Below are 14,192 nucleotides of genomic sequence, written 5' to 3' on the forward strand. Positions count from 1 at the left end.
GGGGGGGCAAAAGCGACGGCGAGCATCGACGCCAGCACGGTCGTCACCATCACCACGATTCTCTTGGACAGCATGATCGGGGATCCCCCTGTTGATGGACACTTCTCCGCGTCGCACGCTCCACACCCCACAGGGCGGACGCGTGCTCTCCCGCACCATGCCCAAGCCAATCTTGCTGAACCTGCGCGATATGCACCGTGCGAGAAGAATGCAGCTACTGCCACACTCCCCCGCCGGCCCCGAACCAGGCCAGCAGCGCGGTCACCAGGCCGCCGGGCCCCCGGACGCCGGGCCCCGGGTCGCCCGGGCCGAGCGGCCGGGCCCCGGTCCGCGATCCGGCGGGACCGCCGGGCTCAGGCGTCGCGGCGGCACCAGTAGACGACGGTGACGTAGGGCAGCTCGAAGGTCTCGTCGAAATCGGCCACCAGGGCCCGCACCTCGTCGGCCAGCCGGGCCCGCTCCTCGGCCGGCTGGGCCGCGATGTAGGAGGTGGACAGCACCCGGGCCACCAGGGTCTCGGCGTCGAGGACCTGGCGGTAGGTGGTGTCGTAGCGCTGCACCGGGCCGAAGGGGGTGGCGAGGGCGTCGATGCGGGCGGCCCAGTCCTCCTCCACCGTGTAGGGCACCTGCCACTGGCCCCGCTGGTCCCAGCGGATGAGCCGGCTCAGCTCGGCCACCCACGGCTCGGCGGTGTCGCGCTCGTTCCACACCAGGCCCAGGCCGCCGCCGGGCCCGAGCACCCGGGCCGTCTCCCGCAGGGCCACCTCGGGGTCGAACCAGTGGAAGGCCTGGGCCACGGTCACCGCGTCGACCGAGGCGGCGGGCAGCGGGAGGTGCTCGGCCGTGCCGTCGAGCACCGACGCCCCGGGCACGCCCGCCTGCAGCCGGGCCCGCATCTCGGCCACCGGCTCCACCGCCACCACCTCGGCCCCGGTGGGGACCAGCAGGCGGGTGAGCTTGCCGGTGCCGGCGGCCAGGTCCAGCACCCGGGCCCCGGGGCCGATGCCCAGCTCCCGGCACAGCACCTCGACGGCATCGGCCGGGTACGACGGGCGGCCCCGCTCGTAGTCGTCGGCGCCGACCGAGAACCCGGTGGCCGCGGCCACCATCACCCTCGGGTCGGGGTCGGGCCCGTCGGCCACGGGCTCAGGCGCCGTCGCCGTCGGCCCACACCGCGTCGACGTCGTAGGGGCGGGGCCGCTGCGGGGCGTTCTCGGCCGTCCACACCATGACCTTGCGCCGGAAGTAGCAGACCTCCTCGCCCCGCTGGTTGATGCCCTTGGTCTCCACGGTGACGATGCCCCGGTCGCCCTTGGACGTGAGCTTCTTGTCGAGGACCCGGGTCTCGGCGTGGATGGTGTCGCCGTGGAAGGTGGGCTTGGAGTGCTTCAGCACCTCCACCTCCAGGTTGGCCACGGCCTGGCCCGAGACGTCGGGCACGCTCATGCCCAGCACCAGCGAGTAGACGAGGTTGCCCACCACCACGTTGCGGCCCTGGGGGGCCTGGGCCGCGTACCAGTCGTTGGTGTGCAGTGGGTGGTGGTTCATGGTGATCATGCAGAACAGGTGGTCGTCGTACTCGGTGATCGTCTTGCCCGGCCAGTGCCGGTAGACGTCGCCCACCTCGAAGTCCTCGAAGGTGCGGCCGAAGGGGCGCTCGTGGGTGGTCACCGGGGGGGTCCTCCTGTCGGGGGTGGCTGGCGGCGCCAGCGTAGGGGCGAGCCCTCGGGCACCCCCACCCGGAGCGCGGGCCGTAGCCTGGCCCCATGGCCGGACCCGTGCGCGTCGCCCTGGCCCTGGGCAGCGGGGGGGCCCGGGGCAACGCCCACATCGGGGCCGTCCAGGTGCTGGAGGAGCGGGGGGCCGAGATCGTCACCATCGCCGGCTCGTCCATGGGCGCGCTGGTCGGTGGGGTCCGGGCCGCCGGCCACCTCGACGACCTGATCGAGTGGATGACCGGGCTGCGCCAGCGCGACGTGGTGCGCATGCTGGACCCCTCGCTGTCGGCGCCGGGGGCCATCCGGGGCGAGAAGATCATGGCCCGGGTCCGGGAGCTGCTCGACGGGGCCCGCATCGAGGACCTGCCCATCCCCTACACCGCGGTGGCCACCGACCTCCTGGGCCGCCGGGAGGTGTGGTTCCAGCGGGGGCCGGCCGACACCGCCATCCGGGCCTCCATCGCCATCCCCGGGGTCATCACCCCGGTGGTGTTGAACGGGCGCCTCCTGGCCGACGGCGGGATCATGAACCCTGTGCCCCTGGCGCCCACCGCGGCGGCTGGGGCCGACCTGACCGTGGCCGTGTCGCTCCTGGGCGAGCCCCGGGAGGCGGCGCCGGCGCCCCCGGTGCAGGAGACCTCCGAGCCCCGGCCCATGGAGGAGTGGACCGAGCGCTTCCGCTCCGGGGCGGCCCACCTGCTCGACCGGGACGTGGTGCGCGCCGTCCTCCACCGCTTCGGCGGCTCCGACGGTGAGGGTGGCCAAGGGGCCGCCGGCGACGGGGACGGCCCGGCGCTGCTGGTGGCCGACGCGGCCGAGGTGGTGGCACCCGACGGGACCGCGGCCGGGCCCGTCCCTCCCGTCGCCGAGGCCCTGGTCGACGCCGTCTTCGAGGAGCTACCGGCCGGGCTGGGCCGGGCCGACGTCATGAGCCACTCCATCGACGCCATGCAGTCCCTGCTGATCCGCTACCGCATGGCCGGCTACCCGCCCGACGTGCTGGTCACCGTGCCCCGGGACGCCTGTCGCAGCCTGGACTACCACCGGGCCGCGGAGATGATCGAGCTGGGCCGCACCCTCACCATCGAGGCCCTGGACCGGGCCGAGGTGCTGCCGGCGCCGAGCTGATCCCGGCACCGGGCCGCGTCAGGGGCGACGGCCCAGGAAGCAGAGGAAGCGAGGCCTCCGGGGTGCTCGCGGATGTGAGCGGGGACGGGTCGGATCGGTACCTTTTGCGGCCATGAGCGCCACTCCCGACCTCGCCGCCGCCGCCTCGGTCCTCGACTCCGCCCAGGCCGTGGTGGACGCGGCCGTGGCCGTGCTGGCCCGCGACTCGATCGATGCCCGCCAGGTCCTGGCCTACGAGGTGGCCCACGCCTCGGCCGGCCTGGCCACCGGGCGGGCCCTGCTCGACTACGGGGCCAAGGGGGAGGTCGAGGCCACCATCACCTGCGCCTTCGTGGCCGACGCGGTGGGCGACCTGGCCGGCAAGGTCTTCGGCCGGGAGGCCGAGTGGGGCGTGGAGCCCGGGGCCCTGGACGGCACCCGGACCTTCCTGGCCGCCTTCCGCGACCCGGAGGTGCTGGCCTCGGTCACCGACGGGGGGCCCCGCCACCTGGACTCCGACTTCGAGCTGGTGCAGGACACCTTCCGGCGCTTCGCCGACAAGGAGCTGGCTCCCATCGCCGAGCACATCCACCGCACCAACGGCGACATCCCCGAGGAGATCATCACCGGCCTGGCCGAGCTGGGGGCCTTCGGCCTGTCCATCCCCACCGAGTACGGCGGCTACGGCGAGGGCGGGGAGGGCGAGTACATCGGCATGGTGGTGGCCACCGAGGAGCTGTCCCGGGGCTCCCTGGGGGCCGGCGGGTCGCTCATCACCCGGCCCGAGATCCTGGCCCGAGCCCTGCTGGCCGGCGGGACCGAGGAGCAGAAGCAGGAGTGGCTGCCCCGCCTGGCCACCGCCGAGGTCATGAACGCGGTGGCCGTCACCGAGCCCGACTACGGCTCCGACGTGGCCGGCGTGAAGGTCACCGCCACCCCCACCGAGGGGGGCTGGCTCCTCAACGGGGTCAAGACGTGGTGCACCTTCGGGGCCCGGGCCGACGTGCTGCTGCTGCTGGCCCGCACCGACCCGGACCGCAGCAAGGGCCACCGGGGCCTGTCCATGTTCATCGCCCCCAAGCCCCGCGGCGACGGCCACGGCTTCGAGATCGCCCAGGAGGCCGGCGTCGACGGCGCCCCCGGCGGCGGGAAGATGGAGGGTCGCCCCATCGACACCATCGGCTACCGGGGCATGCACTCCTACGAGGTCGCCCTGGAGGACTGGTTCGTCCCGGCCGCCAACCTGATCGGCCTGGCCGACGGCGAGGGACGGGGCTTCTACTACCAGATGGCCGGCTTCGAGAACGGCCGCATCCAGACCGCGGCCCGGGCCCTGGGGGTCATGCAGGCCGCGTATGAGGCCGCCCGCCAGTACGCCCTGGACCGCTCGGTGTTCGGTCACCCCATCGCCGAGTACCAGCTGACCCGGGCCAAGCTGGGCCGCATGGCGGTGGTCATCCAGGCCAGCCGCCAGTTCGCCTACGCCGTGGCCCGGATGATGGCCAAGGGCGAGGGCCAGATGGAGGCCACCCTCATCAAGGCGTACGTGTGCAAGGCGGCCGAGTGGGTCACCCGCGAGGCCATGCAGATCCACGGCGGCATGGGCTACGCCGAGGAGTACGACGTGAGCCGCTACTTCGTCGACGCCCGAGTCCTGTCCATCTTCGAAGGCGCCGACGAAACCCTCTGCATCAAGGTCATCGCCCGCAAACTGGTCGCCGACACCTCGACCTGACCGCCTTCGCACCAAACTGGCGCGCGTTCCGGGAGCAGGCCCCCCCGGAACGCGCGCCGGTTCGGGAACGGGATCAGTCGCGGTTGTCCTGGCAGTAGACGCCGGGGTCGCTGATGCAGATCAGGCCGTCTTCTTCGACGACGGTCCAGTCGTCGTGGTCGAGGAGAGGCGTGGTCTCATCATCGAAGGGGTTGTAGACGTTGACCGCGCCGTCGCCGTTGGCGTCGAAGGCGACGGAGCTCTCGATGGTGCCGTTGCCGTTCCAGTCGATGTCAGGGTCGCTGAGTTCGCCGCAGACGCCGACGCGTTCGTCGAGGTCGGTCTCGTCCAACGGGGGCAGGAGCCCCTGGGAGTAGTCGAGCTTGACCTCGTTGTTCCCCTGACCGTCGCAGTCGGTGTCGACGCCCGGCCCGCTGTAGAGGTAGTTCATGACCGAGTTGTAGTTGGGGAAGTGGTTGAAGTAGCTCGGGAACCGGTAGGTCCGGCCGGCGTGTCCGAGGCGGAAGTTGTGACCGATCTCGTGCATGAACATGCCGGCGAAGCCCCAGGCGTCGTGGTTGCACGAGTTGCTGACGAAGAGGTCGTCGCCGCCGCCCTCGGCATTGTTCCCGCCAGACGTTCCCACGATGGCGTAGTGGAAGATGTTCTCCCGTGCGGGAGCGAAGTGGGCGGCCTTCAAGGCCTTGAAGGCCGCCGTCTCGACGTAGCCGTTCGGGTCGCCGTCGTCGTCGGCGATGAGGTTGCCACCGTTGAAGAGGCTGCTCTGGCCGTAGTCGGCGATGACCTTGATGCCGGTGGTGCCGTCGGGGTTGGTGACCGGGGCGGCGGCGAAGGCGTCGGCCAGGAAGGCGATGGAGGTGGCGGTGGGGCGGGATCCGGCGGGGCAGGCGGTGCTGCCCAGCCAGTCGATCTCGGTGAGGATGTCTTTGTGGGTGGCCTTGGCGCCCATGGCTCGGAGGTCGAGGCCGCTGAGGCCGAGGGCTTCGTCACCGTCGGTGATGCCGTCGTTATCGGTGTCGGGGTTGGCCGGGTCGGTGCCGACGTCGGATGCGCTGGTGTAGGTGCCGTCGTTGGTCTCCAACGCGTTGGGCACACCGTCGCTGTCGGTGTCGGTGGCGGCGTGGCACCACAGGTTCCCGGAGCCGCCGTGGCCGGTGGTGGTGATGGTGGTGGTGCGGTTGCCCTGGGTGCCGGGGAGCGGTCCGCTCCAGTGCTGCTGGGCATCGCGGGCCGTCACCACGATCGTGTAGGGGGTACTGGCAGCCAGGCCGGTGATGTAGCAATCGCGGACCGAGGCCGGAACCAGGGCGACGACGGTGCCGTTGTAGGTGCCGAGGTTGATCTGGTACCCGTTGACGGGGTCGCCGCCGGTGGTGGCCGACCACTGGATGCGGACCAGCGGCCCGTGGTGGGTCGCGGTCACCACGGTGCCGGGGTGCCAGTACGGCGCGTTCTCCGGCGGGGGTGGTGAGCCGTCGCAGGCGGCGATGGTCATCACCAGCGCAAGCGCGGTGAGGACCGAGCCGACGGCTGATCGGCGGTGGGCCGCGCGGGCGCGGCGAAGCAGGCGGATGGACATGTGGGGTTTCCTCCCTGGTTGTGGGTGAGGAGCGCTCGCGGCCAGGCCTGCCGGATGCCGTGGGCGCTCGGGGCGGGACCCTGCGCAGAGGCTTCCTTGCCGGATCTGCGCGGCCCCGGGGACCAGGGTCTGGAGCGTCATGGCAGTCTCGGAAACTTTCGCCTCAGATCGATATCGCGCAGCTTCAGCAAGTTTGGTCCCGGCAAGGTGGGGGGCGGCAGGAGACCGGACCTCAGGTTGTCGCAGAGGTCTCGTGCTGTGTTGTCCATCGACAAGGGGGATCCCCAGACATGTTGTTCAGACGTTCCTTGGCTGCACTGACGGTGGCAGTCGTCACCGCGCTCGCCGTCGCTTTTGCCCCCCCCCCCCAACCGCGGGACTAGCCCCAACTAGTGGTCCAGCCCCCCGGGCGACGGAGTCCTTCTCTTTGTCCCTGGCCGAGGGCGACCTCCTGGTCCGAGGCGCGGAAGATCCCTACGCGCTGTCCACCGACACCACCCTGACCGGCACCTCCGACACCGAGACCGGGGCCATCACCGCCGCCACCCTCGACGTCCCCACGGTGTCGTTCACCCGCGACATCACCACCCCGCTCGCGGCCCGGGTCTACATCGACGCCAACTTCACCATGGCCGCCCCCGCCGTCGGGGCCATCGACCCCGCCGGCAATGTGGTGGTCACCGCCCGGCTCACCGTTCACCTCCACGTCGAGGTCGGCCCCTCCAACGGCGGGCCAGACCGTTTCCTCTTCGCCGACTGCCAAGCCGCCCCCATCGTCTTGGCCCTGTCCTCGACCGCGCCCTACGACCCCGGCACCGGACGGGTCACCCTGGCCAACGACGACTTCACCGTCCCTCCAGTCAACCCCGCCGCCGCCGGATGCGGGTCCACCATCGGTGACCCAATCAACGAGGAGCTGGCCGGCTCGGGCCACTCCCTGCGCCTGACCCTCGACGGCGACCTCACTCTGCCACCCCTGCCCGGCGACCCCTCGATCACCACCCTGACGGTGGATCCCGCCGGTGGATCCCGCCTCGGTGACCCGGTCACCCTGACCGCCACCGTCGTCCCCGGCGAGGACGCAGAGACCACCGAAACCCCCGTCGGCTTTGTGGACTTCCTCGACGGCACCCGCCTCCTCGACAGCGTCGCCCTCGAACCCGACGGCACCGCCACCCTCACCACCTCCACCCTCAGCATCGCCACCCACACCCTTCGCGTCCGTTATCGGGGCCAGGACCCCTACCGCGCCTCCGAGGACACCCTCAGCTACACGGTGGCCGCCACCCCCCTCATCACCACCGACCTCCCCGACCACCTCACCATCGCCGCCACGCCCACCGAGTTCGACCTCACCGTCGCCAACACCCACCTCGGCACCGACATCACCAACACCCGTATCGGCATCACCATCAGGCGCACCCGAGGCTCCGGCTACCTGGCCGCCGACCGGATGATCCTGGAACACCTCGTCGGCGAGACCTGGGAACCCGTGACCCTGACCAACCTCGGCGGACTCTCGGGAGCCACCGGCACCGTCGGCCCGACCACCGGCTTCCCCCTCCCCGCCGGCGCGCAGGTCACCGACCGGCTCCGTCTAGCTTTCCCCACCGCTGGCCTTCCCCTGGCCACGAGTTCCTGCAGCGGGGCTCACGAGACCTGCCCGGGACCCATCACGGTTATCTTCCAGGTTCTCTCCGTCGATCCGGGCACCGGTGAGCAGGGCGCCACCCTGGCCCAAGCGGACAAGGGCTTCACCCTGGTCGAGGCCGAACGCCGAACGTCCACCCCCACCTTCCTCCTCGGCGGTGCGCTGCCACGCACCGTGCGCCAAGGCAGCACCGTCGAGATGCTGGTCCGCTTCGGCAGCCAGCTCAGCGGGATCGGCGCCACCGGGCCAGTGACCGTTGCCGTGGACGGTGTCCCCGTCCCGGTCCGAGCGGCCAACGTCCCTCTCGAAGATGGTTACCTGCCCTTCTTCACGATGCCCAACGGCACCGCCGGACCCCAGTTCCTGCTCCCGCCCGATGCCCGGTTGGGGACTCGGCAGGTGACGGTCTCCTACTCCGGTGACGCCTACTTCAAACCGGCTCAGATCACCACGGACATCACCGTGCTCCCGGCCCAGGGCGTGGCCTACGACTGCCAGGCCAATGTCAGCATCAGCGACCGGCTCCGCTTCGGTGCCCACATCATCGCCTCGGCTCACGTCCCCACCTTGCGACCCGCCGGGTCGACCATCGACCTCGACGCCCTCCAGGTCCGGCTGACCACCACCAGGCTCAACAGCAGCGCGGCCATGTTCTACGGAATCACCAACAACGCAGTCACCACGGCCGGCCCAGGCTTCCTGGATGCCCTCGGCTTCGGGTTCGGCCCTGGGGGCTCGGGCTCGGCCACCGCAGCACAGCGCACCGGCGGTACCCGCCAACCCACCGCTCCTTATCCTGCCCTCGAAGCAGAGGTGGACCAGGTCCTGGATTTCCAGGGCGAGACCGGAACGGTGACCCTCAACGGCCAGCCCGGCGACCGGGTTCCTGTCACCCTCGACACGCTGACCATCGATGCCCACCTCGCCGGGGCCTTCCCGATCCCCCAGGCCACCCGCTGCACTCCGGTGGGCGAGCCGCTGTCGTTGGGTGAGGTGACGCTGACTGGAGTCGACCTGGCCGTGGCCTCCGAAGCGGATCCGGTGCGGGCCGACGACGAGGTCACGTTGACCGCAACGGTGGCTCCGACCATGGCCGGGACCGTGGAGTTCCGTGACGGTGACCGCTCGGTCGGCGTCGTGCCGGTCGACGAGGCCGGTGTGGCCTCCACCGAAGTCACCTTCGATGCCGGGAGCCGGTCCATCGTGGCCCGGTTCTACGGCGGGACGGCCATGCCGACCCTCGATTCCGAGGCGGTGCCGATCTCGGTACTGCCCGCCGTGGACTGCGCACCGTTCGCCACCGACGGCAATGCCGCCGTGGTCCGCCTCGTCTACATGGAACTGCTGGGTCGTTGCCCGGATCAGGCCGGCTTCGACCACTGGAAGGCCCGCCTCGATGGCGGCACCTCACCAGAGGCCTTCGCCCGCATCATCGCCCGCACCCCCGAAGCAGTCGGCACCGTCGTCGACGACGCCTACCAGACCATGCTCGGCCGAGCCGCCGACCCGACCGGACGCACCTTCTGGATCAACCGACTCCTCACCACCGGACGCTACGACCGGCTCCTCGCCGACCTCGGAGCATCCGGCGAGTTCTGGACCAAAGCCGGATCCACCAACGAAGGCTTCGTCACCCGCGTCTATGACCGGCTCCTCAACCGGGCACCCGACCAGGCCGGACTCGCCCACTGGACCGCACGACTCGACGCCGGCGCACCCCGCGGCAATCTCATCCGCACCATCGCCACCCTCGACGAACCCCTCGGACGCCTCGTCACCCTCTCCTACGACGAGATCCTCGACCGTACCCCCACGCCGAGCGAACGCACCCGAGGGATCACCCACCTCCGCACCACCGGCGACCGCTCCGGCCTCTACGCCCAACTCATCGGGCGACCCGAGTTCACCACCCGGGCCCAGGACTTCCCCAACCCCGAAGACTGAGCCATTCCCCTGGGCCCGGTGGGAGGACACCCTCCCGCCGGGCCCCCGGACCTCGCTGGTGACCCGCACCCCGCCACTCACCGGCACCAGATCTGGTGGCACGGGCAATCCGCCCCCGAACCACCAGATGAGCCCGGCCCGACGACCCTGCCGGCGTCAGGCCACCCAGGCTCACGGACGGCTGCCCGCACCACTCCCCCCGGTGCGGGCAGCCCCCGCTTTAACGAGCCGGCGCCAGCTCGACCCCGGCACCCAACCACGCGCCGGACCAGGCCAGCTCGTCGCCGGTGACGACCTCGGGGTCCTGGCCCGGGAGGGGCGGCCGCTCCCCCTCATAGGTTGCTCAGTCGGGGTCGTTGGCGAAATCGGCGAGGCCGAGACGGTCGATGTGGTCCCAGTCGTCGTGATCGGCCAGGGGGGTCACGACGCCGTCAGAGGTGATGTCGGCGCGATAGGGGGCGGGATCGATGACCCCGTTGGCGTTGAAGTCGTAGGGCACGCCGTCACAGATCCCCACCGTCTCGTCGAGGGCGGCCTCGTCGATGATCGCCCGAGTGCCCGAGGAGTAGTCGAGCCACTCGGGTTCTCCGCTCGGGACGTACCGCCGGCACGAGTCGTCCAGGCCGCCCAGGTACAGGTAGTTCATGACCGAGACGTAGTTGGGCTTGTGGTTGATCGCCGTCTTGAAGACGCAGTTCGAGTCCACGGGCGGGTCATCGCACGGCCGGCCCGGCCCCGGCAGGCCCTCGTACGTTCCGGCGTGGCCCAGGCCGAGGTTGTGGCCGATCTCGTGCATGAGGTGCGCCGGGTAGTGGAGGGAGCTGCCCTGGCCGCACCCGCCGTTGACGTAGGAGTCATCCCCTCGGCTCTCCGCGGTGGAGGCGTAGCCGTTGCCGCTGTGGGTGACCGAGTAGTGGAAGATGCCCTTGCGCACCGGGTCGAAATGGGCCGCCTTGGTCGCCGCGAAGTGCGAGCCGTTCACGTTCTGGCCGGTGAACCGTCCGTCCAGGGTGCCGTCCGGGTCGGGGACCTGGTTACCGCCGGTGAAGAGGCCCCCCTGGCCCCAGTCCACGATGACGTTGATGCCCGGGAACCCACCGAGGCCGGTGACCGGGGAGACAGCGAAGGCGGTGACCATGGGATCGAACCGGGCCGTGTTGGGTTGGAGCGAGCAGGTGGCCCCGCTGATCCAGTCGGTCTCGATCAACAGGTCCTTGCGCGTCGGCCGGGCGCCCATGGCGACGAGGTTGAGGCCGGGTCGGCCCAGGGTCTCGTCCCCGTCGTTGATGCCGTCGTTGTCGGTGTCGGGGTTGGCGGGGTCGGTGCCCGTATCCGAGGCGCTGGTGTAGGTGCCGTCGTTGGTCTCCAACGCGTTGGGTAGGCCGTCGCCGTCGGTGTCGGTGATCGGGTGACACCACAGGGTGCCCGAGCCGCCGTGGCTGGTGGTGGTGATGGTGGTGGTCCGGTTGCCCTTGGTGCCGGTGTGCGGGCCGCTCCAGTGCTGCTGGGCGTCGCGGGCCGTCACCACGATGGTGTAAGCGGTGCTGGCGGCTAGGCCGGTGATGTCACACGCCCGGACCGACGCTGGCACGAGGGCCACCACCGTGCCCTGGTAGGTGGTGAGGTTGATCTGATACGACGCGGCGGGGTCGCCGCCGGTGGTGGCGTCCCACTCGATGCGCACCAACGGCCCTCGGGTGGTCGCATCCACGGTGGTGCCCGGGTGCCAGTACGGGGCGTTCTCCGGCGGAGGCGGCGGCCCCGGCTCACAAGCCGCAGCGGTCACCACCAGCGCCAACGCCAGCACCGCACCGGTGAGTGGCCGTCGACGACGACGGAGGTAGCGGGACAGGTCTTTGGACATGAAGGTCTCGTTTCGAACTCGATGGGTGAGCAGGGGCCCGCCGATGCCGACGCCCACGGGCGCCAAGGTGAACAGCCGCCCGCACCGGGGGGAGTGGTGCGGGCGGCCGTCCACGGAGCCACGAAGGGGCCCGACGCCGGCAGGCGCATCGAACCCGGGCTCGACCGGCACACCCCAGGCGGAAGAAAGGGGTGCGCCGGAACCATCGGCCCAGGAGCCACCCGAGCGAGCGGGCGATTCCCAAGCCGGGGGACCTGGGTCAGTCCTCGGGGTTGGGCAGGCCCTGGGCCCGGTCGTCGAACTCGGGGCGACCCATCAGCTCGGCGTAGAGCCCTGATCGATCACCCGTGGCCCGCAAGAACCTGACCCCGTCACCGCGCTCGGCGAGGCTGGGCGCCCGGCCCAGGATCTCCTCGTACGACGCGTCGACCAGCACCCGGAGCGGCTCATCCAAGGTGGCCAGGGTCCGCACCAAGGTCCGAGGCGACGAGCCCGCGGCCAACCTTGCGGTCCAGAAATCCAGACCCGCCGCGTCCGGGGCCCGGCCCAGCAGCCGCTCGTAGACCCGGGTCACGAACCCGGCATCGGTGCCCCCGGCCAAGGTGTCGAACTCCGGTGACGCCGCCAGATCGGCCAACAACCGCTCGTAGCGACCATCGGCCAACAGGCGGGCCGTCCAGAACGCCCGGCCCTCGGCATCCGCAGAGCGGCCCAGCATCGTCTCATAGGCATCATCAACCACCCGGCCCACCGCTTCAGGGGTCCGAGCGATGGCTCGAGCGAGAGCCTCGGGGCTGGTGCCCCCGTCCAGGCGACCGGTCCAATGGTCATAGCCCCCCTGATCCGGGCACCGACCCAACAGCTCCAGGTACACCAGGCGCACCACCGCCCCGGATCCCGGCTCGGTGAAGGCCTCGCACTCGAACTCCGGCAACACCGTGAAGGGCACCACGTTCGAGACCAACGGCGGCACCAACACACCCCCGTAGAACCGGGCCGACAGGCTGCGGGCGCCCACCGGGAGGTCCACCACCGACAACGATGCCGCACCATCGACCACCGGCACCACGCCGATCGTCTCGGTGCCATCGAGGAACTCGACGGTGCCCGAGGTGGCCGGCGCCACCGCCGTCGACAACGTCACCTCCGACCCCGCCCGGACCGGCCCCTCCGGAGACACCGCCAGGGTCGCCCCGGCGACCGTCACCCGGCCCAGCAGCACCGGCTCCCCCACCGGCAGGCAGGTGAACACGTAGGGCAGGCCCAGGGTCACAGACCGGGTGCGGATGACCACCGAGTCCAACGTCACCGGCACCACCTCACCCGGCGCCCCCGCCAACGGGAACGACCCCGTCTCCCCGTGGAACGACACCACCTGGTCGATGTCCGCCGTCGCCGGGTTGGGCGTCGCCGGCATCCGGGTACCGAACCGGCGCTCCACCGCGGTCGCCGTCCCCGACCCCCCTGGGCCGATGCCCACCTCCACACCCTCCAGCGGACCGACGCCCACCGGGCTCACCGCATCGTTGGGGACCAACCCCGAGAAGGCGTTGGTGGTGAGACCGCGGTCGGTCAGGAGCCGCACGTCGAGGTGGTCGAGGTCGACCAGGCCGGCGGGCCGGACCGAGGGCACGTTGGCCTGGGCCACCACGTTGGCCTGGAACCGGTAGTTGGGTGACCCGCCGGGCACCACGCAGTCGTAGGAGGCCCCGGCGGCCGGCAGCACCGTGAAGGTGATCGTGGCCTGGGCCGGGAGGAACAGCTCGTCGCCCGAGGAGAGCACCGTGAGCTGCCGGGTCCCGAGGGGCACGTCCACGGGCAGGCGCACCGCCAGCGCGCCGAGGTTCAAGGGCCGGGGGACGACCACTTCGGGCACCGACCCCGTGTCACCGTTGGAGAGGCCCCGGAAGACGTCGATGGGGCGACCGTCCAGGAGGACTCGCACGGTGCCGCTCGGTCGGATGCCACCGACGATCGGGTCGAGGGCCAGCGAGGGGAGGGTCACGGTGTTGCCCTGGCGCACGGTGTGGGGCGAGACCGGCCCCCCGGATATGGGAGGCCCGAAGGTGATGCTCGACGGACGGCGAGCCGCTTCGACCATGACCGCCTCCGACGTGCTGCGGGCCAGGGCTCCCGGGGTCGGGGCGACCACCGGTGCCGCAGCGCCGTCCACGACCTCGAAGGAGACCGTGACCGGACCCGGATCGACCGCCGGACCGCCGGGCACCCCGAAGGCCAGTCGCAGGCGCCGCGAGACCGTCGCCCCGGGCGCGACGTCCACCGGGCCACCGACCGAGCCGATGACCACGCGCGTCGCACCGACGCTCAGGGCCACCGGCTGCCAGGCCTGCCCGTCGAAGTGCTCCAGCACCACCCGGTCAGGGGTGAACGCCCCCGTGCCGGAAGCTCGCTGCAGGGTGACATCGAGGCGAGCACCGTCGAGGGCGACACCGAGGCCGGTGTTGGTGATGGCCAGGTCGAGCTCGACCGGCGGGGCGCCGATCTGGATGTGCCCGGGGAAGTCGGCACTGATCAAGGGAGCAGCAGCCACCAGGTACTCAGCGCCCTCCGAGCCCGACCGGGCATACGGCGGC

At 71.4% G+C, this 14,192-nt stretch carries 8 protein-coding genes; 3 read left to right on the top strand and 5 right to left on the bottom strand.

What is annotated here, in order from left to right; translation table 11 throughout:
* Positions 1 to 353: 353 nt before the first annotated feature.
* Together VEW93_07595 and VEW93_07600 are read right to left on the bottom strand one after the other, a co-directional pair.
* Positions 354 to 1,142 carry a methyltransferase domain-containing protein gene (locus VEW93_07595; protein HYI61654.1) on the bottom strand — a complete coding sequence of 263 codons (789 nt, stop codon included), beginning with the start codon at positions 1,140 to 1,142 and terminating at the stop codon, positions 354 to 356.
* Between the two features lie 4 nt (positions 1,143 to 1,146).
* On the bottom strand, positions 1,147 to 1,671 hold the full coding sequence (locus VEW93_07600) for a MaoC family dehydratase (GenBank protein ID HYI61655.1): 525 nt from the start codon (positions 1,669 to 1,671) through the stop codon (positions 1,147 to 1,149).
* A gap of 95 nt (positions 1,672 to 1,766) precedes the next feature.
* Here VEW93_07600 and VEW93_07605 point away from each other — a divergent pair, with 95 nt between their 5' ends.
* Positions 1,767 to 2,846 carry a patatin-like phospholipase family protein gene (locus tag VEW93_07605; protein HYI61656.1) on the top strand — a complete coding sequence of 360 codons (1,080 nt, stop codon included), beginning with the start codon at positions 1,767 to 1,769 and terminating at the stop codon, positions 2,844 to 2,846.
* 112 nt (positions 2,847 to 2,958) lie between these two features.
* A complete protein-coding gene (locus VEW93_07610; GenBank protein HYI61657.1) occupies positions 2,959 to 4,560 on the top strand; it encodes an acyl-CoA dehydrogenase family protein in 1,602 nt (533 codons plus the stop codon).
* 73 nt (positions 4,561 to 4,633) lie between these two features.
* Here VEW93_07610 and VEW93_07615 read toward each other — a convergent pair whose 3' ends face one another.
* On the bottom strand, positions 4,634 to 6,139 hold the full coding sequence (locus tag VEW93_07615) for a hypothetical protein (protein HYI61658.1): 1,506 nt from the start codon (positions 6,137 to 6,139) through the stop codon (positions 4,634 to 4,636).
* A gap of 427 nt (positions 6,140 to 6,566) precedes the next feature.
* On the opposite strand from VEW93_07615, the gene VEW93_07620 reads away from it, so the two are divergent.
* Entirely contained in the window at positions 6,567 to 9,734 is a 3,168-nt protein-coding gene (locus tag VEW93_07620; GenBank protein ID HYI61659.1) for an Ig-like domain repeat protein, read from the top strand.
* 343 nt (positions 9,735 to 10,077) lie between these two features.
* Here VEW93_07620 and VEW93_07625 read toward each other — a convergent pair whose 3' ends face one another.
* Positions 10,078 to 11,655: a hypothetical protein gene (locus VEW93_07625; protein HYI61660.1), complete on the bottom strand. Its 1,578-nt coding sequence runs from the start codon at positions 11,653 to 11,655 to the stop codon at positions 10,078 to 10,080.
* A 202-nt stretch (positions 11,656 to 11,857) separates the two neighbouring features.
* The coding region (locus VEW93_07630; protein ID HYI61661.1) for a DUF4214 domain-containing protein at positions 11,858 to 14,192 on the bottom strand (2,335 nt) is incomplete at its 5' end.

Source organism: Acidimicrobiales bacterium (assembly GCA_035630295.1).
Taxonomy (GTDB): Bacteria; Actinomycetota; Acidimicrobiia; order Acidimicrobiales; family Iamiaceae; genus Iamia.